This is a genomic window from Pseudenterobacter timonensis (genome assembly GCF_900021175.1).
GTDB classification, from domain to species: Bacteria; Pseudomonadota; Gammaproteobacteria; order Enterobacterales; family Enterobacteriaceae; genus Enterobacter; species Enterobacter timonensis.
On record NZ_FCOP01000011.1, the window covers coordinates 180,101 to 201,671 of the forward strand.

18 protein-coding genes and 3 tRNA genes are annotated in these 21,571 nt (G+C 57.5%); 19 read left to right on the forward strand and 2 right to left on the reverse strand.

Annotated elements, in window-relative coordinates; genetic code table 11:
• Positions 1-99 precede the first annotated feature (99 nt).
• The 4 genes from orn (at position 100) to BN3796_RS07240 (ending at position 1,176) form a co-directional block, all read left to right on the forward strand.
• Positions 100-645, forward strand: a complete 546-nt coding sequence (gene orn / locus BN3796_RS07225) for an oligoribonuclease (RefSeq protein WP_061707707.1) — start codon at positions 100-102, stop codon at positions 643-645.
• Positions 646-848: 203 nt separating this feature from the next.
• Positions 849-924, forward strand: a tRNA-Gly gene (locus BN3796_RS07230).
• 50 nt (positions 925-974) lie between these two features.
• A tRNA-Gly gene (locus BN3796_RS07235) sits at positions 975-1,050 on the forward strand.
• A 50-nt stretch (positions 1,051-1,100) separates the two neighbouring features.
• Positions 1,101-1,176: transfer RNA gene (locus tag BN3796_RS07240), tRNA-Gly, on the forward strand.
• Positions 1,177-1,445: 269 nt separating this feature from the next.
• On the opposite strand, the gene queG is transcribed toward BN3796_RS07240, so the two are convergent.
• The gene (gene queG / locus BN3796_RS07245) at positions 1,446-2,585 is read right to left on the reverse strand and encodes a tRNA epoxyqueuosine(34) reductase QueG (RefSeq protein ID WP_061707708.1); all 1,140 of its coding nucleotides are present in this window, start codon (positions 2,583-2,585) and stop codon (positions 1,446-1,448) included.
• On the opposite strand from queG, the gene nnr reads away from it, so the two are divergent.
• The 14 genes from nnr to rlmB all read left to right on the forward strand — a co-directional run bounded on the left by nnr (position 2,584) and on the right by rlmB (position 18,366).
• Positions 2,584-4,134, forward strand: a complete 1,551-nt coding sequence (gene nnr / locus BN3796_RS07250; protein WP_061707709.1) for a bifunctional ADP-dependent NAD(P)H-hydrate dehydratase/NAD(P)H-hydrate epimerase — start codon at positions 2,584-2,586, stop codon at positions 4,132-4,134. The two genes, queG and nnr, sit on opposite strands and share 2 nt — an antisense overlap.
• Complete coding sequence (gene tsaE / locus BN3796_RS07255; protein WP_061707710.1) at positions 4,103-4,564, forward strand: tRNA (adenosine(37)-N6)-threonylcarbamoyltransferase complex ATPase subunit type 1 TsaE; 462 nt, start codon at positions 4,103-4,105, stop codon at positions 4,562-4,564. The genes nnr and tsaE overlap by 32 nt, the downstream gene beginning before the upstream one ends.
• A gap of 16 nt (positions 4,565-4,580) precedes the next feature.
• Positions 4,581-5,924, forward strand: coding sequence for an N-acetylmuramoyl-L-alanine amidase AmiB (gene amiB, locus BN3796_RS07260; protein WP_061707711.1), 1,344 nt, complete (start codon positions 4,581-4,583; stop codon positions 5,922-5,924).
• A 9-nt stretch (positions 5,925-5,933) separates the two neighbouring features.
• Positions 5,934-7,775 (forward strand): DNA mismatch repair endonuclease MutL, encoded by a 1,842-nt coding sequence (gene mutL, locus BN3796_RS07265; protein WP_061707712.1) that lies wholly within the window; start codon positions 5,934-5,936, stop codon positions 7,773-7,775.
• A complete protein-coding gene (gene miaA, locus BN3796_RS07270) occupies positions 7,768-8,718 on the forward strand; it encodes a tRNA (adenosine(37)-N6)-dimethylallyltransferase MiaA (RefSeq protein ID WP_061707713.1) in 951 nt (316 codons plus the stop codon). The genes mutL and miaA overlap by 8 nt, the downstream gene beginning before the upstream one ends.
• 89 nt (positions 8,719-8,807) lie before the next feature.
• On the forward strand, positions 8,808-9,116 hold the full coding sequence (gene hfq, locus BN3796_RS07275; RefSeq protein ID WP_061707714.1) for an RNA chaperone Hfq: 309 nt from the start codon (positions 8,808-8,810) through the stop codon (positions 9,114-9,116).
• A gap of 72 nt (positions 9,117-9,188) precedes the next feature.
• On the forward strand, positions 9,189-10,469 hold the full coding sequence (gene hflX, locus BN3796_RS07280) for a ribosome rescue GTPase HflX (RefSeq protein WP_061707715.1): 1,281 nt from the start codon (positions 9,189-9,191) through the stop codon (positions 10,467-10,469).
• A 64-nt stretch (positions 10,470-10,533) separates the two neighbouring features.
• Positions 10,534-11,793, forward strand: a complete 1,260-nt coding sequence (hflK, locus tag BN3796_RS07285; RefSeq protein WP_061707716.1) for an FtsH protease activity modulator HflK — start codon at positions 10,534-10,536, stop codon at positions 11,791-11,793.
• A 2-nt stretch (positions 11,794-11,795) separates the two neighbouring features.
• Positions 11,796-12,800, forward strand: a complete 1,005-nt coding sequence (gene hflC, locus BN3796_RS07290) for a protease modulator HflC (RefSeq protein WP_061707717.1) — start codon at positions 11,796-11,798, stop codon at positions 12,798-12,800.
• A gap of 70 nt (positions 12,801-12,870) precedes the next feature.
• Positions 12,871-13,068, forward strand: a complete 198-nt coding sequence (locus BN3796_RS07295) for a DUF2065 domain-containing protein (protein WP_061707718.1) — start codon at positions 12,871-12,873, stop codon at positions 13,066-13,068.
• A 103-nt stretch (positions 13,069-13,171) separates the two neighbouring features.
• Positions 13,172-14,470 carry an adenylosuccinate synthase gene (locus BN3796_RS07300; RefSeq protein ID WP_061707719.1) on the forward strand — a complete coding sequence of 433 codons (1,299 nt, stop codon included), beginning with the start codon at positions 13,172-13,174 and terminating at the stop codon, positions 14,468-14,470.
• Between the two features lie 199 nt (positions 14,471-14,669).
• On the forward strand, positions 14,670-15,095 hold the full coding sequence (nsrR, locus tag BN3796_RS07305) for a nitric oxide-sensing transcriptional repressor NsrR (protein ID WP_061707720.1): 426 nt from the start codon (positions 14,670-14,672) through the stop codon (positions 15,093-15,095).
• Positions 15,096-15,133: 38 nt separating this feature from the next.
• Positions 15,134-17,566 carry a ribonuclease R gene (gene rnr, locus BN3796_RS07310; protein ID WP_061707721.1) on the forward strand — a complete coding sequence of 811 codons (2,433 nt, stop codon included), beginning with the start codon at positions 15,134-15,136 and terminating at the stop codon, positions 17,564-17,566.
• Positions 17,567-17,634: 68 nt separating this feature from the next.
• Positions 17,635-18,366, forward strand: a complete 732-nt coding sequence (gene rlmB, locus BN3796_RS07315) for a 23S rRNA (guanosine(2251)-2'-O)-methyltransferase RlmB (RefSeq protein ID WP_061707722.1) — start codon at positions 17,635-17,637, stop codon at positions 18,364-18,366.
• Between the two features lie 91 nt (positions 18,367-18,457).
• On the opposite strand, the gene BN3796_RS07320 is transcribed toward rlmB, so the two are convergent.
• Complete coding sequence (locus BN3796_RS07320; protein WP_061707723.1) at positions 18,458-19,747, reverse strand: MFS transporter; 1,290 nt, start codon at positions 19,745-19,747, stop codon at positions 18,458-18,460.
• Between the two features lie 192 nt (positions 19,748-19,939).
• Between BN3796_RS07320 and BN3796_RS07325 the strand changes: the two genes are divergently transcribed.
• Entirely contained in the window at positions 19,940-21,562 is a 1,623-nt protein-coding gene (locus BN3796_RS07325; protein ID WP_061707724.1) for an isovaleryl-CoA dehydrogenase, read from the forward strand.
• Positions 21,563-21,571: the final 9 nt, after the last annotated feature.

Below are 21,571 nucleotides of genomic sequence, written 5' to 3' on the forward strand. Positions count from 1 at the left end.
GCTCCTGGTCGCCCGTAACGGGCAAAACCTCTATGATACACACTAATTAATACTAGTTAACCTGCCGAGGCGGGTTAAGCGAGAAGGGGGGAAAATAGCATGAGTGCAGATGAAAACAACCTGATTTGGATCGATCTGGAGATGACGGGCCTGGATCCCGAGCGCGATCGCATTATTGAAATCGCCACCCTGGTGACCGATGCCAACCTCAATGTGCTGGCCGAGGGGCCAACCATTGCGGTCCATCAGTCCGATGCGCAGCTGGCGCTGATGGATGAGTGGAACGTGCGTACCCACACCGGCAGCGGGTTGGTGGAGCGGGTGAAGGCAAGCACAATGGGCGACCGCGAGGCGGAGCTGGCGACCCTCGCGTTTCTCAGAGAATGGGTTCCTCAGGGGAAATCCCCGATCTGCGGTAACAGCATCGGGCAGGATCGCCGCTTCCTCTTCAAATACATGCCGGAACTGGAGGCCTATTTCCATTACCGCTATCTGGATGTCAGCACTCTGAAAGAGCTGGCGCGCCGCTGGAAGCCGGAAATCCTGGCGGATTTTAAGAAGCAGGGAACGCATCAGGCGATGGACGATATCCGCGAATCGGTGGCGGAGCTGGCTTATTACCGCGAGCATTTTATTAAGCTGTAATTTTAGTTGGCCGGGTGGCACCTTTGCCTTACCCGGCCTACAGTCATGGATGTGATGCGAAAATGCGCAAGGCGATGAATATTTCGTCGGTTGAACGAAATTTTTAAAAAATCGCTTTGCAGGGGGTTGCAGCTAAAAGGATTTCTCGTATAATGCGCCTCCCGTAACGACGCAGAAATGCGAATTACGACAGCAACAAATTTGCGGGAATAGCTCAGTTGGTAGAGCACGACCTTGCCAAGGTCGGGGTCGCGAGTTCGAGTCTCGTTTCCCGCTCCAAAATTTGACCGAAGTTTAAAAAGTATCGCAAGATACGCAGCATCACCTAAGCGGGAATAGCTCAGTTGGTAGAGCACGACCTTGCCAAGGTCGGGGTCGCGAGTTCGAGTCTCGTTTCCCGCTCCAAAATTTGACCAAAATTTGAAAAGTATCGCAAGATACTTAGCGTCACCTAAGCGGGAATAGCTCAGTTGGTAGAGCACGACCTTGCCAAGGTCGGGGTCGCGAGTTCGAGTCTCGTTTCCCGCTCCAAATTCTCTCCTCTCTAAATTATCCACAGCAGAAATGCGCTGGCTGGGTGATTTTGTGTCGTTTCAGACATACTCTTTTAAACAGAGTTATCCACAGGTTAATACTTTTTACCCACCCCTAAAAAAACTTCGAAGGGTGAATGAAGTTTGCGTAACCAATTGAAATAACTATATATAATTAATCCAAAAAATGACGGCACGATCGCTTGATTCCGCTGTAAACCCCGATACTGCCTGAGTTTCTAATTTTATTCACAGCCTGTGAATATATTACGCATCGCGCACAAGCCCTTTTTCCACCACCCGTACCAGACGCTGTTTCTTCGGCAATTGCACCTCTACTACACAAGCATTTCGCTTCTCAATTTGCTGAGCAATCGCCCATTCTATGTGTTCATCGAGAAGTGGGTGCTCACCCCGACGGCTTTCCAGCGCCTGAATATTGGCTTCGCTCCAGGGGGCGTTCCCAAGGGCGACCGCGATATTGCGCAGCCAGCGTAAATGGCCGATACGGCGAATGGCGGACCCTTCAGTCACTTTCAGAAACCGGGCTTCGGTCCAGGCGAAAAGCTCAATAAGCGGCGGCGAGTGCAGCGCGGCGCGCGGGCTAAAATCTTCTTCGTCGGTCAGCTGTGAATAGCGATTCCATGGACAGATGAGCTGGCAGTCGTCGCAGCCATAGATACGGTTGCCGATGAGAGGGCGAAACTCCTCGGGAATTGCCCCTTCCAGCTCGATTGTCAGATAGGAGATACAGCGGCGCGCGTCAACGACATACGGCTCAACAATGGCGCCGGTCGGGCAGATGGTCATGCAGGCCACGCAGCGCCCACAGCCTTCCTCTACCGGGCCATCCACCGGCAGGGGGAGATCGATCAGCAGCTCTCCCAGGAAGAAAAACGAGCCTGCGTCGCGGCTAAGAATAAGTGAGTGCTTACCTGTCCAGCCCAGTCCCGCTTTTTCAGCGATCGGCCTTTCCAGAAGAGGCGCGGAATCGACAAAGGGTCTAAAATTCAGCGAAACGCAGTGCTGCTGTATCTTCTCGCCCAGCTTTTTTAGCCGGTTTCGCAGAAGCTTATGATAATCGCGCCCCAGCGCATAACGGCTGACATAGCCGAGCTCAGGGTCTTTTAGCGTGCGGGCAAAAGCCGCGTTGGCGGGGAGATAGTTCATCCGCACGCTGATCACGCGCAGCGTACCGGGAAGCAGTTCGTGCGGACGGGCGCGCATCATGCCGTGGCGGGCCATCCACTCCATCTCGCCGTGGTATTGTTTATCCAGCCATGCCTGCAGTTTCGGCTCGCTGGCGGAAAGATCGGTATCAGTGATACCTACTTTCTGAAAGCCAAGCTCGGCGCCCCATTGTTTAATGTTTTGCGCTAACTGATTGAGATCGAGGGGCTGTGACATGACGGACCATACTGTGAAGAGAAACCCTGCCAGTATACCACACTCCATCTGGCCTGCGGATGCTCTCCGCCAGGCCGAGAAAGAGGCGGCTGACACGCTGGGTGTTACCCTTTATGAACTGATGCAGCGTGCGGGCGAGGCGGCTTTTCGCGTGGCGCGCGACGCTTATCCCGATGCGCAGCGCTGGCTGATCCTCTGCGGGCATGGCAACAACGGCGGCGATGGCTACGTTGTCGCGCGTCTGGCCGTGGCGGCGGGTCTTCAGGTCACGCTGCTGGCGCTGGAGAGCGAGAAGCCGTTGCCGGAGGAGGCGCAGGCAGCGCGTGACGCCTGGCTTAACGCCGGCGGTGAGATTCACTCTTCTGGCAGCGTCTGGCCGGAAGAGGTGGATCTGATTATCGACGGCCTGCTCGGCACCGGGCTGCAAAACGCTCCCCGCGACCCGGTTGCCGCCCTGATCGCCCGCGCCAACCAGCATCCGGCCCCTATCGTTGCCCTTGATATCCCCTCCGGCCTGATTGCGCAGACAGGCGCGACGCCCGGCGAGGCGATCGCTGCCGCCCATACGGTAACCTTTATCGCGCTTAAGCCCGGCCTTATCACCGGTAAGGCGCGGGATTTTGTGGGTAAGCTGTACTATGATGCGCTCGGTCTGGAGAGCTGGCTGGCTGGCCAGGAAACGGTGATTTCACGCTTCGATGCTTCGCAACTGGCGCAATGGTTCCCCCCGCGCCGCCCTACCTCCCATAAAGGCGATAACGGAAAGCTGGTCATTATCGGCGGCGACCACGGTACAGCCGGCGCGATTCGTATGACGGGCGAAGCGGCTTTGCGTGCAGGCGCAGGCCTGGTGCGAGTACTCACTCGCATAGAGAACATCGGCCCTATTATTACCGCCCGTCCGGAGTTGATGGTGCATGAGCTGACGCCGGAAACGCTGGAAGAGAGCCTGAACTGGGCGGATGCCGTGGTAATTGGCCCCGGTCTGGGGCAAGGTTCATGGGGTAAACAGGCGCTGCAAAAGGTGGAGAATTTCCGTAAACCGATGCTCTGGGACGCCGACGCGCTGAACCTTCTGGCATTCAATCCTGATAAACGTCACAATCGCATTCTGACGCCGCATCCCGGCGAAGCGGCACGCCTGCTGAACTGCAGCGTGGCAGAAATTGAGAAGGATCGCTTACTTTCTGCGCAGCGTCTGGTAAAACGTTATGGTGGCGTGGTGGTCCTTAAGGGGGCTGGCACGGTGGTCGCGTCGGAGTCGGGCGCGACAGGCATTGTGGATGCCGGCAACGCGGGGATGGGCAGCGGCGGGATGGGCGATGTGCTCTCCGGTATTATCGGCGCATTGCCTGGACAGAATCTTAACCTTTATGATGCAGCCTGCGCTGGCTGTGTCGCCCATGGCGCGGCGGCAGACAGGCTGGCGGCGCTGTACGGTACGCGCGGTATGCTGGCGACCGATCTTTTTGACGCGCTACGGCGCGTTGTTAACCCGGATGTAGTTGACGTAGACGATGACAAACAGAGTGATTCCCTTAGCCGATGAGCAGGCAACCTTAGATCTTGGTAAGCGCGTGGCGCAGGCCTGTGAAGGCGCAACCGTCATTTATCTTTATGGCGATCTGGGTGCCGGAAAGACCACCTTCAGCCGCGGCTTTTTGCAGGCGCTCGGCCACAACGGGAACGTAAAAAGCCCGACTTATACTCTGGTTGAGCCTTATACGCTCGATTCATTAATGGTGTATCACTTCGACCTCTATCGTCTTGCGGACCCGGAAGAGCTGGAATTTATGGGGATCCGCGACTATTTTGCCCACAACGCCATTTGTCTGGTGGAGTGGCCGCAGCAGGGGGCGGGGGTTCTGCCTGAGCCGGATGTCGAAATTCATTTAGACTATCAGGCCCAGGGGCGTGAGGCGCGCGTCAGCGCGGTTTCTCCTCTGGGTAACGCCTTACTGGCGCGTTTAGCAGATTAAGCTACAGGATGACGGGATGATCACTCGCGTAAAAAAATGGTTGCTTGCGGCAACGGTGTTGCTGTGCGCGCAGGCTGGCGCAGCAAATTTATCCGATATTCAGGTTTCCAATGGCGACAGTCAGGCCCGTATCACCTTCAGCTTTATGGGCGATCCTGACTACGCCTTTTCGCAGCTCGATAAGCGCAGCGTCGCGCTGGATATTAAACAGACCGGCGTAATTCAGGGACTGCCGCTGCAGTTCAGCGGCAACAACCTGGTGAAAAGCATCCGTTCCGGCACGCCTAAAGATGCACAGTCGCTGCGTCTGGTGGTCGACCTGACGGAAAACGGCAAAACGCGCGCCGTGAAGCAGCAGAACGGCGCGAACTATACCGTGACGTTCACTATCAACGCCGATGCGCCACCTCCGCCACCGCCGCCGCCCGTCGTGGCCAAACGCGTGGAGAGGCCGGTAGTTGCCCCGGCGCCGCGTCCCGCTGAACCCGCGCGTAATCCGTTTAAATCGCAAAACGATCGTCTTACCAGCGTAACCAGCAGCAATACGACGATCCGTCCGGCGGCGCGTAGCCGTACGGTCAGTTCAGGGGACAAAGTGATTATCGCGATCGATGCCGGGCATGGCGGGCAGGATCCCGGCGCGATTGGTCCCGGCGGTATTCGGGAGAAAAATGTTACCATCGCTATCGCCCGTAAGCTGCGTACGCTGCTTAACGACGATCCGATGTTTAAAGGGGTGATGACCCGCGATGGCGACTATTTTATTTCCGTCATGGGCCGCTCCGACGTCGCCCGTAAGCAGAACGCCAATTTCCTGGTTTCCATTCACGCTGACGCCGCGCCGAATCGCAGCGCCACCGGCGCCTCGGTGTGGGTCCTCTCTAACCGCCGCGCGAACAGCGAGATGGCGAACTGGCTCGAAGAGCATGAGAAGCAGTCGGAACTGCTGGGCGGAGCAGGCGATGTGCTGGCGAACAGCCAGTCCGATCCCTATCTCAGCCAGGCGGTACTCGATTTACAATTCGGTCATTCCCAGCGCGTCGGGTATGATGTGGCCACGAACGTACTGAGCCAGCTTCAGGGCATTGGTTCCCTGCATAAGCGCCGCCCGGAACATGCCAGCCTTGGCGTACTGCGCTCGCCGGATATTCCGTCGATCCTGGTGGAGACCGGCTTTATCAGTAACCATGGCGAGGAGCGCCTGCTGGCCAGCGACAGCTATCAGCAGGAGATTGCCGAAGCGATTTACAACGGCCTGCGTAACTACTTTACGGCGCATCCATTGCAGTCTGCGCCACAGGGCGGGGCGGCTCAGACCGCCAGCGCCGCGCAGCCGGGCGAGCTGATCGCCACTAACTAAGGAGATTTCATGCCGATTCAGGTTCTGCCGCCGCAGCTTGCGAACCAGATCGCCGCCGGCGAGGTGGTGGAACGTCCTGCGTCGGTGGTGAAAGAGCTGGTCGAAAACAGTCTTGATGCGGGGGCGACCCGCATCGATATTGATATTGAGCGCGGCGGCGCAAAGCTTATCCGCATTCGCGATAACGGCTGCGGCATCAAAAAAGAGGAGCTGGCGCTGGCGCTGGCCCGTCACGCCACTAGTAAAATCGCTTCGCTTGACGATCTGGAGGCGATTATCAGCCTTGGCTTTCGCGGCGAAGCGCTGGCCAGTATCAGCTCTGTTTCCCGCTTAACCCTCACCTCTCGCACCGCGGAGCAGCAGGAAGCCTGGCAAGCCTATGCGGAAGGGCGCGATATGGCTGTGACGGTAAAACCTGCCGCTCACCCTGTCGGCACCACCCTTGAGGTGCTGGATCTCTTCTATAACACGCCGGCGCGCCGCAAGTTTATGCGCACGGAGAAAACCGAGTTTGGCCATATTGACGAGGTGATTCGCCGCATCGCGCTGGCGCGTTTTGATGTCACCATTAATTTAAGCCACAACGGTAAAGCGATCCGCCAGTACCGCGCGGTGACGCAGGGGGGGCAAAAAGAGCGTCGGCTCGCCGCTATCTGTAGTCCGGCGTTTCTGGAACATGCGCTGGAGATCGAGTGGCAGCACGGCGATCTCTCCCTGCGTGGCTGGGTGGTCGATCCGCGTGTACCTTATCCAACGCTTGCCGAAATCCAGTACTGCTATGTGAATAACCGTATGATGCGCGATCGCCTGATCAACCACGCGATCCGCCAGGCGTGCGAAGAGAAGCTGGGGGCCGAGCGGCAGCCCGCTTTTGTGCTCTATCTGGAGATCGATCCCCATCAGGTGGATGTCAACGTCCATCCGGCCAAGCACGAAGTGCGTTTTCACCAGTCAAGGCTGGTACACGACTTTATCTATCAGGGCGTTCTGAGCGTTTTACAGCAGCAGGCGGAGCCGACCCTTCCGCTGGCAACTGAGCAGCCCGCACCGCGCACCCTGCCGGAAAACCGCGTGGCGGCGGGGCGCAACCAGTTTGCGGAACCGACCCGTGTTCAGGAGCCTGCCGCGCCGCGCTTCTCCTCCGGCGGCGGCGCGCCGCGCCCGACCGGGGCGAATTATCCCCATGCGCCCGCCTACCAGAAGCGAGAGGGTGCGCTGTATGGTAAATTGCTGGAAACTCCTGCCGTTGAACGCAAAACGCCAAACGCCGTGGCCTCTCCGGCGCTGGAAGGGCACGCCCAAAGTTTTGGCCGCGTGCTGACCATTGTCGCCCCGGATGCCGCGCTGCTGGAGCGCGACGGCAAGCTGGCATTGCTGGCGTTACCGGTGGCGGAACGCTGTCTGAAAGAGGCGCAGCTGACGCCGGGTGAAAACGCCGCCTGCGCGCAGCCGTTGCTCATTCCGGTGCGGATTAAAATTTCAGCAGATGAGACGGCGACCCTTAATCAGGCAAAGACGCTGCTGGCTGAAATGGGCATTGATTTTCTGGTAGAAGCGCAGCATGTGACCGTCCGCGCGGTGCCTTTACCCTTGCGACAACAAAATTTACAAATCTTGATTCCTGAACTGATAGGCTACCTCGCGCAGCAAACGACGTTCAACGCGGCAGATGTCGCCAGGTGGATTGCCCGTCAGCTAACGAGCGATCGCGCGCCGTGGAGTATGGCGCAGGCCATATCGATGCTGGCGGACGTAGAACGTCTTTGCCCGCAGCTGGTTAACGCACCGCCGGGTAGCTTATTACAACCTGTTGATTTAAAACCGGCGATGAACGCCCTGAAAGATGATTGAAGTGAGTAAGGCAGGCCTGCCGAAGGCCATATTTTTGATGGGGCCGACCGCCTCGGGCAAAACGGCGCTGGCCATTGAATTACGTAAAGTTTTGCCAGTGGAGTTGATTAGCGTCGATTCCGCCCTCATTTATCGAGGGATGGACATCGGTACGGCGAAGCCGGACGCAGAAGAACTGCGTGCAGCGCCGCACCGTTTGCTGGATATTCTCGACCCGGCGCAGGCTTACTCCGCAGCAGATTTTCGCCGCGATGCGCTTGCCGCGATGGCCGAGATTACCGCCGCGGGACGTATCCCGCTATTGGTTGGCGGAACCATGCTCTACTTTAAGGCGCTGCTGGAGGGGTTATCGCCTCTGCCATCGGCGGACCCTGAAGTCAGAGCCAGGATTGAGCAGCAGGCAGCAGAGCAGGGATGGGAGTCGTTACACAGGCAATTGGCCGGGATCGATCCGGTTGCCGCCGGGCGAATCCATCCTAACGATCCGCAAAGGCTTTCCCGGGCACTGGAAGTTTTTTTCATTTCGGGTAAAACTTTAACGGAACTGACGCAAACGTCAGGAGACGCTCTGCCGTATCAGGTGCATCAGTTCGCTATCGCCCCGGCGAGCCGTGAACTGCTCCATCAACGAATTGAGCAGCGTTTTCATCAGATGTTGGCTTCAGGTTTTGAAGCAGAAGTGCGGGCGCTTTTTGCCCGGGGAGATTTGCATACGGATATGCCTTCCATTCGTTGCGTGGGTTATCGCCAGATGTGGTCATATCTGCAAGGCGAAATCTCATACGATGAGATGGTTTATCGAGGTATTTGCGCCACGAGACAGCTGGCGAAACGCCAGATTACCTGGTTGCGCGGTTGGGAAGGCGTTCACTGGTTAGAGAGTGAAAACCCCCAGCAGGCGTTCAACGAAGTTTTAAAGGTAGTGGGTGATATCGCACACTGAATGTGTACAATTAAAGCGTATCGTGCGTAATTTTTCAGAATCGAAAGGTTCTAAGTACAAACAAAACAAGCATATAAGGAAAAGATAGAATGGCTAAGGGGCAATCTTTACAAGATCCGTTCCTGAACGCACTGCGTCGGGAACGTGTTCCGGTTTCTATTTATTTGGTGAATGGTATTAAGCTGCAAGGCCAGATTGAGTCTTTCGATCAGTTCGTTATCCTGTTGAAAAACACGGTCAGTCAGATGGTGTACAAGCACGCGATCTCAACTGTCGTGCCGTCTCGTCCGGTTTCTCATCACAGTAACAATGCGGGTGGCGGTTCCAGCAACTACCATCACGGCAACAACGCGCAGGCTTCTTCTTCTCCTGCGCAGGACAGTGAAGAAACCGAATAAGGTTACGGACTGTTTATCCATACGGGGAGCCAGGATCCTGTGTTCCCCGCTGATTTTTTGAGGGTTTAACGCTTGTTTGACCGTTATGACGCCGGTGAGCAGGCGGTACTGGTACACATCTATTTTTCGCAAGACAAAGATATGGAAGATCTCCAGGAGTTTGAATCTCTGGTCTCTTCCGCCGGTGTCGAAGCAATGCAGGTGATTACCGGTAGCCGTAAAGCACCGCACCCAAAGTATTTTGTCGGTGAAGGTAAAGCAGTTGAAATTGCGGATGCCGTTAAAGCCACTGGCGCTTCGGTTGTGCTCTTCGATCACGCCCTTACTCCGGCCCAGGAACGTAACCTGGAACGACTTTGCGAATGCCGTGTGATTGACCGCACGGGTTTGATTTTAGACATTTTTGCTCAACGTGCCCGTACCCATGAAGGGAAACTGCAGGTTGAGCTGGCGCAGCTGCGCCATCTGGCTACGCGCCTCGTGCGCGGCTGGACCCACCTTGAACGGCAAAAGGGCGGGATCGGTTTGCGCGGTCCGGGTGAAACCCAGCTCGAAACCGACCGTCGTTTGTTGCGTGGCCGTATAACCCAGATCCTCTCACGGCTGGAAAGAGTCGAAAAGCAGCGTGAGCAAGGACGTCGTTCCCGAACGAAAGCCGACATTCCGACGGTGTCGCTGGTGGGTTATACCAACGCCGGTAAATCTACCCTGTTTAACCAGATCACCGAGGCCGAGGTCTACGCTGCCAACCAGCTGTTTGCGACCCTGGACCCGACCCTGCGCCGCATCGATGTGGCGGACGTAGGAGAAACCGTGCTGGCGGATACCGTCGGGTTTATCCGTCATCTGCCGCACGATCTGGTCGCCGCGTTTAAAGCAACGCTGCAGGAGACGCGTCAGGCGACGCTGCTGCTGCACGTGGTGGACGCCGCGGACCTGCGCGTGCAGGAAAATATTGACGCAGTGAATACGGTGCTGGAAGAGATCGACGCACTGGAGATCCCGACGCTGCTGGTAATGAACAAGATCGATATGCTCGAGGATTTCGAACCGCGTATCGACAGAGATGAAGAGAACAAACCGACCCGGGTCTGGCTTTCAGCACAGACCGGGGTCGGTGTGCCACTGCTTTTCCAGGCTTTGACAGAACGTCTTTCCGGTGAGGTCGCCCAGCATACGCTGCGTCTGCCGCCCGAGGAAGGCAGGCTGCGCAGCCGGTTTTATCAGCTTCAGGCGATAGAAAAAGAGTGGATGGAGGATGACGGCAGCGTGGGGATGCAGGTGCGTATGCCGATCGTTGACTGGCGTCGCCTCTGTAAACAAGAACCTGCGCTGGAAGACTACGTAGTCTGACCAGAAAAGGTTTACACAAGGCCTGAAAAAATTCGCCCTTGCATAACAAATATGGAGCATATACATGGCGTGGAATCAGCCCGGTAATAACGGACAAGACCGCGACCCGTGGGGAAGCAGCAAACCTGGCGGCAACTCTGAGGGAAATGGCAATAAAGGTGGTCGCGAGCAGGGGCCGCCAGATCTGGATGATATCTTCCGTAAGCTGAGCAAAAAGCTTGGTGGTTTTGGTGGAGGTAAGGGAACAGGCTCGGGTGGCGGCGCCACTCAGGGACCGCGCCCGCACATGGGTGGTCGTGTCGTGACCATCGTGGCCGCTGCCGTCGTCATTATCTGGGCAGCCAGCGGGTTCTACACCATCAAAGAAGCGGAGCGCGGGGTCGTTACGCGCTTTGGTAAATTCAGTCACCTGGTAGAGCCGGGCCTGAACTGGAAGCCGACCTTTATCGACGACGTGACCGCGGTTAACGTGGAATCGGTACGCGAACTGGCCGCTTCCGGCGTCATGCTGACCTCTGACGAAAACGTCGTGCGCGTTGAGATGAACGTGCAGTACCGCGTCACCGATCCGCAGCGTTATCTGTTCAGCGTGACCAGCGCCGACGACAGCCTGCGTCAGGCGACCGACAGCGCCCTGCGCGGCGTTATCGGTAAATACACCATGGACCGTATCCTCACCGAAGGCCGTACCGTTATTCGTAGCGATACCCAGCGCGAGCTGGAAGAGACCATTCGTCCTTACAACATGGGGATTACCCTGCTGGACGTCAACTTCCAGGCCGCACGTCCGCCGGAAGAGGTGAAAGCCGCGTTTGATGACGCCATTGCCGCGCGTGAAAACGAGCAGCAATACATCCGTGAAGCGGAAGCGTATACCAACGAAGTGCAGCCGCGTGCAAACGGTCAGGCGCAGCGTGTTCTTGAAGAGGCGCGCGCTTATAAGACCCAGACCATCCTGGAAGCGCAGGGTGAAGTGGCTCGCTTTGCGCGTATCCTGCCGGAATATAAAGCCGCGCCGGAAATTACCCGCGAGCGTCTCTACATCGAGACGATGGAGAAAGTCTTAAGCCATACCCGCAAGGTACTGGTTAATGACAGTAAAAACGGCAACCTGATGGTGCTGCCGCTGGATCAGATGCTGAAGGGCGGTAACGCGCCTGCGGCGAAGCAGGATAACAGCGGGGCGAACAACCTGCTGCGCCTGCCGCCTGCCTCGACCAGCAACACCGGCGCGACAAGCAACTCTACGTCAGGCGAGGGTGACATTATGGACCAACGCCGCGCTAACGCGCAGCGTAACGACTACCAGCGTCAGGGGGAATAACGATGCGTAAGTCAGTTATCGCGATTATCATCATCGTGCTGGTAGTGCTTTACACCTCGATTTTTGTGGTGAAAGAGGGTGAACGTGGGATCAAATTCCAGTTCAGCAGCGTCGTGCGTGACGGCGACAAGCGTCCGGTGATCTATGAGCCGGGCCTGCACTTTAAAGTTCCTTTTATTCAGTCGGTAAAAACGCTCGACGCCCGTATCCAGACTATGGATAACCAGGCCGATCGCTTTGTGACCAAAGAGAAAAAAGATCTGATCGTCGACTCTTACATTAAGTGGCGGATCAGCGATTTCAGCCGTTACTTCCTGGCGACCGGCGGCGGCGACGTCTCCCAGGCCGAAGTGCTGCTGAAACGTAAGTTCTCTGACCGTCTGCGTTCTGAGATTGGTCGTCTGGACGTGAAGGATATCGTTACCGATTCCCGCGGCCGTCTGACGCTGGAGGTGCGTGACGCGCTCAACTCCGGTTCTGCTGGCACCCCGGATGAGGTGGCGACGCCAGCCGCTGATGACGCCATCGCGAAAGCGGCTGAACGTGTTCAGGCTGAAACCAATGGCAAAGTGCCGGTAATCAACCCGAACAGTATGGCCGCGCTGGGTATCGAAGTGGTGGATGTGCGTATCAAGCAGATCAACCTGCCGACCGAAGTCTCCGAGGCGATCTACAACCGTATGCGCGCCGAGCGTGAAGCGGTAGCGCGTCGTCATCGTTCTCAGGGTCAGGAAGAGGCGGAAAAACTGCGTGCCGCAGCGGATTACGAAGTGACCAAAACGCTGGCGGAAGCCGAGCGTCAGGGCCGTATTCTGCGCGGTGAAGGCGATGCGGAAGCGGCGAAGCTCTTTGCCGACGCGTTCAGCCAGGATCCCGATTTTTACGCCTTTATCCGTAGCCTGCGTGCTTACGAAAATAGCTTCAAGAGCAACCAGGATGTGATGGTGCTCAGCCCGGACAGCGATTTCTTCCGTTATATGAAGACGCCGGGTAACGTCGCGCGATAAACGTCACGCGTCTGATGCTTCAAACCACCGCTCTCACCGGAGCGGTGGTTTTCTTTTATAAGGATTGAAAATGAATGCAACAGTTTGGCTGGCGCTGGCGTTAGTCCTGGTACTGGAAGGGCTGGGGCCGATGCTCTATCCACGCGCCTGGCGAAGAATGGTCGCTGCGTTAAGCCAGTTACCCGATACGCTTTTACGCCGCTTCGGCGGTGGTCTTGTGGTTGCGGGCATTGTGATCTACTACATGTTGAGGAAAACGATTGGCTGACTATTTAGTAGACGAATCTGGGCCAATTTTGGGGCAAAAAGTGCTGTAACTCTGAAAAAGCGGTGGTAGAATCCATTTTTAAGCAAACGGTGATTTTGAAAAAATGGGTAACAACGTCGTCGTACTGGGCACCCAATGGGGTGACGAAGGTAAAGGGAAGATTGTCGATCTTCTGACTGAACGGGCTAAATATGTTGTGCGCTATCAGGGCGGTCACAACGCGGGCCATACTCTCGTAATCAACGGTGAAAAAACCGTCCTCCATCTTATTCCATCAGGTATTCTGCGTGACAATGTGACCAGCATCATCGGTAACGGTGTTGTGCTCTCTCCTGCCGCGCTGATGAAAGAGATGAAAGAACTGGAAGACCGTGGTATCCCGGTTCGCGAACGTCTGCTGCTCTCTGAAGCCTGCCCGCTGATCCTCGACTATCACGTCGCGCTGGACGTGGCGCGTGAAAAAGCGCGCGGCGCGAAAGCGATCGGCACCACCGGTCGCGGTATCGGCCCGGCTTATGAAGATAAAGTGGCCCGTCGCGGTCTGCGCGTTGGCGACCTGTTCGACAAAGCGACCTTCGCTGAAAAACTGAAAGAGGTGATGGAATATCACAACTTCCAGCTGGTGAACTTCTACAAAGCCGATGCGGTTGACTACCAGAAAGTGCTGGACGATGTGATGGCGATTGCCGACATCCTGACCGCGATGGTGGTTGACGTTTCTGACCTGCTGGATCAGGCGCGTAAGCGTGGTGATTTCGTGATGTTCGAAGGGGCACAGGGTACGCTGCTGGATATCGACCACGGTACCTATCCGTACGTGACCTCCTCTAACACCACCGCAGGCGGCGTGGCGACCGGCTCCGGCCTGGGTCCGCGTTATGTGGATTACGTGCTGGGGATCATCAAAGCCTACTCTACCCGCGTGGGCGCAGGTCCGTTCCCGACCGAGCTGTTTGATGAAACCGGCGAGTTCCTCTGCAAGCAGGGCAACGAGTATGGCGCCACCACTGGCCGTCGCCGTCGTACCGGCTGGCTGGACGCGGTTGCGGTACGTCGCGCGGTGCAGATCAACTCCCTGTCGGGCTTCTGCCTGACCAAGCTGGACGTGCTGGACGGCCTGAAAGAGGTTAAAATCTGCGTAGGTTATCGCATGCCGGATGGCCGCGAAGTGACCACCACGCCGCTGGCTGCCGATGACTGGGAAGGTATCGAGCCGATCTATGAAACCATGCCGGGCTGGTCTGAAACCACCTTCGGCGTGAAAGATCGTAGCGGCCTGCCACAGGCAGCCCTGAACTACATCAAACGTATTGAAGAACTGACCGAAGTGCCGATCGATATTATCTCTACCGGCCCGGATCGTACTGAAACGATGATCCTGCGCGACCCGTTCGACGCATAATGATGGTTTCGCCCGGCGGCGCTGTGCTTGCCGGGCCTACAGAACCCATCTCAGGCCGGAAAGCCATGCGCATCCGGCTTTTTCGTTCTCCTTCCCCCTTTCAGTTCAAATAAATTAGCCGCCAACTATCTGGCTGGTTTATCATCAGTATTGAATATCTCTGCGGTTTAGCCGCGTTTTCCCTTTTCCTGAGGTTGATGTGCAGTTAACAAGTTTCACCGATTACGGCTTACGTGCGCTGATTTATATGGCGTCGTTGCCAGCAGGACAGATGACCAGTATCTCTGAGGTGACAGAGGTCTACGGCGTGTCCCGTAATCATATGGTTAAAATAATCAATCAGTTGAGCCGTGCCGGGTATGTGGCTGCCGTCCGGGGGAAGAATGGGGGAATACGTCTCGGTAAACCGGCGAATGCGATTCGCATCGGGGATGTGGTACGCGAGCTGGAGCCGTTATCTCTGGTGAATTGCAGTAGCGCATTCTGCCACATTACCCCCGCCTGCCGCCTGAAACAGGCGCTTTCTAAGGCCGTGCAAAGTTTTCTCATGGAGCTGGATAACTACACCCTGGCCGATTTGGTTGAAGAGAATCAACCGCTTTATAAATTATTGCTGGTGGAATGAAGAAAATTTCCACCGGAGCTGACAACGGAGGAACCGATATGTCACAAGATCCTTTTCAGGAACGCGAAGCCGAAAAATACGCGAATCCTATCCCCAGCCGTGAGTTCATTCTCGAACATTTAACAAAACGCGAGAAACCCGCTAATCGAGAAGAGCTGGCTGCTGAACTGAACATTGAAGGCGAAGAGCAAACAGAAGCGCTTCGCCGCCGCCTGCGCGCGATGGAGCGCGACGGGCAGCTGGTCTTTACCCGCCGCCAGTGCTACGCGCTGCCGGAGCGTCTCGACCTGCTGAAAGGCATCGTGATTGGCCACCGCGACGGCTATGGTTTTCTGCGCGTCGAAGGCCGTAAGGACGATCTCTACTTATCGTCCGAACAGATGAAAATGTGTATTCATGGCGATCAGATCCTCGCCCAGCCGCTGGGTGCCGATCGCAAAGGGCGCCGCGAAGCGCGCGTGGTGCGCGTGCTGGTGCCCAAAACCAGCCAGATCGTGGGCCGCTACTTTACCGAGGCGGGCGTGGGTTTTGTCGTGCCGGACGACAGTCGTCTGAGCTTTGACATCCTCATTCCGCCGGAAGAGGTGATGGGCGCCCGCATGGGCTTCGTGGTTGTCGTGGAGCTGACCCAGCGTCCCACCCGCCGTACCAAAGCGATCGGTAAGATCGTGGAAGTGCTGGGCGATAACATGGGGACCGGCATGGCTGTCGATATGGCGCTGCGCACCCATGAGATCCCCTACATCTGGCCAAAAGCGGTAGAGGAGCAGATCAAAGGGCTGAAAGAAGAGGTGCCGGAAGAGGCGAAAGCGGGTCGCGTGGATTTGCGCTCCCTGCCGCTGGTCACCATCGACGGAGAAGATGCCCGCGACTTTGATGATGCCGTTTTCTGTGAGAAAAAACGCGGCGGCGGCTGGCGTCTGTGGGTCGCTATCGCTGACGTGAGCTATTACGTGCGTCCGCATACCCCGCTCGACAACGAGGCCCGTAGCCGCGGCACCTCGGTCTACTTCCCGTCGCAGGTCGTCCCCATGCTGCCGGAAGTGCTCTCGAACGGTCTCTGCTCGCTCAACCCGCAGGTGGATCGCTTGTGTATGGTCTGCGAAATGACTATTTCGGCGAAAGGGCGTTTAACCGGCTTTAAATTCTATGAAGCGGTGATGAGTTCCCATGCGCGCCTGACCTATACCAAAGTCTGGCATATGCTGCAGGGCGATCGCGATCTGCGCGAGCAGTATGCGCCGCTGGTGCCGCATATCGAAGAGTTACACCGTCTCTACAAAACGCTGGAACAGGCGCGCGAGGAGCGCGGCGGGATCTCCTTTGAGAGCGAAGAGGCGAAGTTTATCTTCAACGCCGAGCGTCGCATCGAGCGCATCGAGCAGACACAGCGTAACGATGCCCACAAGCTGATCGAAGAGTGCATGATTCTGGCCAATATCTCGGCGGCGCGTTTCGTTGAGAAGGCGAAAGAGCCGGCGCTGTTCCGTATTCACGATAAGCCGACGACGGAGGCCATTACGTCGTTCCGTTCCGTACTGGCTGAGCTGGGTCTGGAATTGCCTGGCGGTAATAAGCCGGAGCCGCGTGATTACGCCGAACTGCTGGAATCTATCAGCGATCGCCCCGATGCAGAAATGCTGCAAACCATGCTGCTGCGCTCCATGAAGCAGGCGATTTATGACCCGGAAAACCGTGGTCACTTTGGTCTGTCCCTGCAATCCTACGCCCATTTTACGTCGCCTATCCGTCGTTACCCGGATCTCTCTTTGCACCGCGCCATCAAGTATCTGCTGGCGCATGAGCAGGGGCATAAGGGCAATACCACCGAGACGGGCGGCTACCATTACAACATGGATGAAGTGCTCCAGCTGGGCCAGCACTGCTCCATGGCCGAGCGCCGCGCTGACGAAGCCACGCGCGAAGTTTCTGACTGGCTGAAGTGCGACTTTATGCTGGATCAGGTTGGCAACGTCTTTAAGGGAGTGATCGCCAGCGTGACCGGCTTTGGCTTCTTTGTGCGCCTGGACGAGCTCTTTATCGATGGCCTGGTGCATGTCTCCAGCCTCGATAACGACTACTACCGCTTTGACCAGGTTGGCCAGCGGCTGATTGGCGAATCGGGCGGGCAGACCTATCGTCTGGGCGACCGTGTTGAAGTTCGTGTAGAAGCCGTTAACATGGACGAACGCAAAATCGACTTTAGCCTGATCTCCAGCGAACGCGCGCCGCGCAACGTGGGCAAAACCGCGCGTGAAAAGGCGAAACGCGGCGAAAACGGGAAAAATGGCGGCAAACGTCGTCAGGTTGGCAAAAAGGTTAACTTTGAGCCGGACAGCGCCTTCCGTGGCGATAAAGGCAAAGGTAAGGCGAAGAAAGAAAATAACGCCAAAAAGCCGTCGGCTAAAACGCAGAAAATCGCAGCGGCGACTAAAGCGAAGCGTGCGGCGAAGAAGAAGTCGGCGGAGTAACGCTCCCCCTTCAAACTGACCCTCTCCCTGCCGGGAGAGGGAAGAAAAAGTGATAACGAGAACTATCAATGAGTGAAATGATTTACGGCATCCACGCGGTGCAGGCTCTGCTTGAGCGGGCGCCGGAGCGCTTTCAGGAAGTCTTTATTCTTAAAGGCCGCGAAGATAAACGTTTGATGCCGCTGATCCACGCGCTGGAAGCGCAGGGCGTGGTGATCCAGCTGGCGAACCGTCAGTTTCTGGATGAGAAAAGCGATGGTGCAGTGCATCAGGGCATTATCGCGCGCGTGAAGCCGGGACGTCAGTACCAGGAAAACGATCTACCCGATCTGATCGCCGGGCTGGAGAATCCCTTCTTCCTGATCCTGGATGGCGTTACCGATCCGCATAACCTCGGCGCCTGCCTGCGCAGCGCGGACGCGGCGGGCGTACATGCGGTTATCGTTCCTAAAGATCGCTCTGCACAGCTGAACGCGACGGCGAAAAAGGTTGCCTGCGGCGCGGCGGAGAGCGTTCCGCTGATCCGCGTCACTAACCTGGCGCGTACCATGCGTCTGCTGCAGGAAGAGAATATCTGGATCGTCGGTACCGCCGGAGAGGCAGATCATACCCTTTATCAGAGCAAAATGACCGGCCGCCTGGCGCTGGTTATGGGGGCCGAAGGGGAAGGGATGCGCCGTCTCACCCGCGAGCATTGCGACGAGCTGATCAGTATTCCGATGGCGGGCAGCGTGTCGTCCCTGAACGTCTCTGTGGCAACGGGCATCTGCCTGTTCGAAGCGGTACGTCAGCGCGGGTAGCCAGTTGTGCCGGGTGGCGGTTTCGCCTTACCCGGCCTGCAAAGTAACGGTACCGTAGGCCCGGTAAGCGCAGCGCCACCGGGCATTAACCTCACTCCTCTAACGACCGTAAATGGTCATCCTTCCTGAGCGTCATAAGCGCGAACAGACTGACCACCGCCGTCGCCATAACGTAATACGCCGGGATATCCAGATTTCCCGTCTCTTTGATAAGCCCGGTGATAATCAACCCCGCGCAGCCCGAGAAGATGGCGTTCGACAGGGAGTAGGCCAGCCCAAGGCCAGTGTAGCGTACCCGCGTCGGGAACATTTCCGACAGCATCGCCGGGCCGGGGCCCGCCAGCATACCCACCAGCCCGCCCGCAATCAGCACGCACAGCGCTTTCACCGCCAGGGTACTGCTCCCGGCCTGCAGTAAATTCAGCAGCGGCAGGGCGAGGATCAGCAGCAGGAGAGTCGCGATCACCATCACTTTCCTTCGCCCGATTCGGTCACTGACGATACCCGCCGGAATGATGGTCAGCGCGAAGCCGACGTTTGAGATCACCGCGATCAGCAGCGCCTGGTTAAAACCGGTGTGCAGCGCCGACTGCAGATAGGCAGGCATAATGACCAGATAGGTATAGCCTGCGGCGGACCAGACCATAACCCTGGCGATACCGGCGGCGATTGCCTTCAGGGTATCGCCAGCCCTCGCCCTGACCGCGACAGGCTCTGTTTGTTGCTTAACGAAGCTGGGCGTCTCCTCCATGCTCACCCGCAGCCACAGCGCCACCGCGCCCATCGGCAGCGCCAGGAAAAAGGGGATGCGCCAGCCCCAGTCATGCAGCGCCTGCGGCGTCAGCAGGGCGGAGAGCAGCGCCACGATCCCGGCGCCCGCCAGCAGGCCCAGCGCGACGGTAAAAGATTGCCATGCGCCATAAAGACCGCGTTTCCCGCGCGGGGCAAACTCCGTCATCAGCGAAACGGCGCCGCCATACTCCCCCCCGGCAAACAGTCCCTGCAGGATGCGCAGCAGCGTAATAAGCAACGGGGCGGCAATGCCGATACTGGCATAGACCGGCACCACGCCGATGGCGGCGGTGGCAAGCGTCATCAGGATCAGCACCACGATCAGCGTCGGTTTACGGCCAATACGGTCGCCAAGATGACCAAAAATGACCGCCCCCAGCGGGCGGAAGAAAAAGGCGACGGCAAACGAGGCATAGGTCAGAATCAGGCTTGTTAGCCCCGCCTCTTCCTCCAGCTGGAAAAAATTTTTCGCAATAACGGTGGCGAGAAAACCATACACCGCAAATTCATACCACTCGATAAAGTTGCCAATTGAGCCCGCAATCAGGGCGCGCTTGTGCGCCTCCGGGGCAAGCTGGTGCGATCGCATAAGGTATCTCTTCTCAATAGTGAGAATAAATTATTCAACATAATCCCGGAGTTGTAATAGTTTATTCGTATGTTGTGTGAGCTGATTCACGATTGATTTCAACAGGATCGCATAGCTGTGACGTTACTCCCAGGCAGCAGGAGGGCAGCGTGTCCATACTTACTCTCATTGCCACTGAAGGAGGGAGACGTCATGCACTGGCAAACGCATACTGTGTTTAATCAACCATTACCGCTTTCTAACAGCAATCTTTTCCTCTCGGATTCCGCCCTGCGCGAGGCCGTTGTGCGGGAGGGGGCGGAGTGGGACGTGGAGCTGCTCGCCAGCATCGGCCAACAGCTGGGAACCGCGGAGTCGCTGGAGCTGGGCAGGCTCGCGAACGCGAATCCGCCTGAGCTTTTACGTTACGACGCGACGGGCGCGCGGCTGGATGATGTGCGCTTTCATCCGGCGTGGCATTTGCTGATGCAGGGGTTATACGCCAACCGGGTGCATAACCTGCCGTGGGAAGAGGAGGCGCGCAAAGGCGCGTTCGTCGCCCGGGCTGCGCGGTTTATCCTGCATGCGCAGGTGGAGGCCGGCACGCTCTGTCCCATCACCATGACCTTTGCCGCTACGCCGCTGCTGCAACAGAGCCTGCCGGCACCTTACCGCAACTGGCTCACGCCGCTGCAAAGCGATCGCTACGATCCGCATCTGGTGCCCGGCGGACAGAAGCGTGGACTGCTTATCGGCATGGGAATGACCGAGAAGCAGGGCGGCTCGGACGTGCTCAGTAATACCACCCGCGCGGAAAAATGCAGCGACGGCAGCTACCGGCTGGTGGGGCATAAATGGTTCTTTTCGGTTCCGCAAAGCGATGCCCATCTGGTGCTGGCGCAGGCTAAAGGGGGCTTATCCTGCTTTTTCGTGCCGCGCTTCCTGCCCGACGGGCAACGCAACCCGGTGCGCCTGGAGCGGCTCAAGGATAAGCTCGGCAACCGCTCTAACGCCAGCAGCGAGGCGGAGTTTATGGATGCATCCGGCTGGCTGCTGGGAGAAGAGGGTGAAGGGGTGCGGCAAATCCTCAGGATGGGCGGCATGACGCGCCTCGACTGCGCGCTGGGTAGTCATGGCCTGATGCGCCGCGCCCTCTCCGTTGCGCTCTATCACGCCCATCAGCGGCAGGTGTTCGGCAAAAATCTGATCGACCAACCGCTGATGCGCGAACTATTAAGCCGGATGGCGCTTCAGCTCGAAGGGCAGACCGCCTTCCTTTTCCGGCTGACGCGCGCCTGGGATCGGCGTGATAACCCGCAGGAGGCCGCCTGGGCGCGCCTGTTCACGCCCGCCGCCAAACTGAATATTTGTAAGGCAGGGATCCCGTTTGTGGCGGAAGCGATGGAGGTGCTCGGCGGCGTGGGCTATTGCGAAGAGAGCGAACTGCCGCGGCTCTACCGTGAAATGCCGGTGAACAGCATCTGGGAAGGCTCAGGCAATATTATGGCGCTGGACGTGCTGCGCGTGCTGGCTAAACAGGCGGGTATTCTGGAGGTCTTGAGTGACGATTTTGCTCAGGTCAAAGGGCAGGATCGCCATTTTGACCGCTGCTGGCGGCAGCTACAGCAGAAGCTGCGTAAGCCGCAGGAGGCGCAGGGACGGGAGATTGCCGGGCTGATCTATTTGCTGGGAACCGGCGCGCAAATGTTGCGTCACGCTTCCCCGCCGGTGGCTCAGGCATGGTGTCGTATGATGCTGGATCCGCGCGGAGAGATCGCGCTGCCCGCGCAGGTCCAGAGCGATCTGCTGCTTCGCGCAACGGGCGGCGTGGCATAAACCCCAGGT

What these genes read in the sequence shown, in the direction of transcription:
- hfq (WP_061707714.1), top strand. Translation starts at nt 8,808, where the DNA reads ATGGCTAAGGGGCAATCTTTACAAGATCCGTTCCTGAACGCACTGCGT.
- BN3796_RS07320 (WP_061707723.1), bottom strand. Translation starts at nt 19,747, where the DNA reads ATGCGATCGCACCAGCTTGCCCCGGAGGCGCACAAGCGCGCCCTGATT.
- hflK (WP_061707716.1), top strand. Translation starts at nt 10,534, where the DNA reads ATGGCGTGGAATCAGCCCGGTAATAACGGACAAGACCGCGACCCGTGG.
- BN3796_RS07325 (WP_061707724.1), top strand. Translation starts at nt 19,940, where the DNA reads ATGCACTGGCAAACGCATACTGTGTTTAATCAACCATTACCGCTTTCT.
- orn (WP_061707707.1), top strand. Translation starts at nt 100, where the DNA reads ATGAGTGCAGATGAAAACAACCTGATTTGGATCGATCTGGAGATGACG.
- rnr (WP_061707721.1), top strand. Translation starts at nt 15,134, where the DNA reads ATGTCACAAGATCCTTTTCAGGAACGCGAAGCCGAAAAATACGCGAAT.
- BN3796_RS07300 (WP_061707719.1), top strand. Translation starts at nt 13,172, where the DNA reads ATGGGTAACAACGTCGTCGTACTGGGCACCCAATGGGGTGACGAAGGT.
- mutL (WP_061707712.1), top strand. Translation starts at nt 5,934, where the DNA reads ATGCCGATTCAGGTTCTGCCGCCGCAGCTTGCGAACCAGATCGCCGCC.
- queG (WP_061707708.1), bottom strand. Translation starts at nt 2,585, where the DNA reads ATGTCACAGCCCCTCGATCTCAATCAGTTAGCGCAAAACATTAAACAA.
- hflC (WP_061707717.1), top strand. Translation starts at nt 11,796, where the DNA reads ATGCGTAAGTCAGTTATCGCGATTATCATCATCGTGCTGGTAGTGCTT.
- rlmB (WP_061707722.1), top strand. Translation starts at nt 17,635, where the DNA reads ATGAGTGAAATGATTTACGGCATCCACGCGGTGCAGGCTCTGCTTGAG.
- BN3796_RS07295 (WP_061707718.1), top strand. Translation starts at nt 12,871, where the DNA reads ATGAATGCAACAGTTTGGCTGGCGCTGGCGTTAGTCCTGGTACTGGAA.
- nnr (WP_061707709.1), top strand. Translation starts at nt 2,584, where the DNA reads ATGACGGACCATACTGTGAAGAGAAACCCTGCCAGTATACCACACTCC.
- amiB (WP_061707711.1), top strand. Translation starts at nt 4,581, where the DNA reads ATGATCACTCGCGTAAAAAAATGGTTGCTTGCGGCAACGGTGTTGCTG.
- tsaE (WP_061707710.1), top strand. Translation starts at nt 4,103, where the DNA reads ATGACAAACAGAGTGATTCCCTTAGCCGATGAGCAGGCAACCTTAGAT.
- miaA (WP_061707713.1), top strand. Translation starts at nt 7,768, where the DNA reads ATGATTGAAGTGAGTAAGGCAGGCCTGCCGAAGGCCATATTTTTGATG.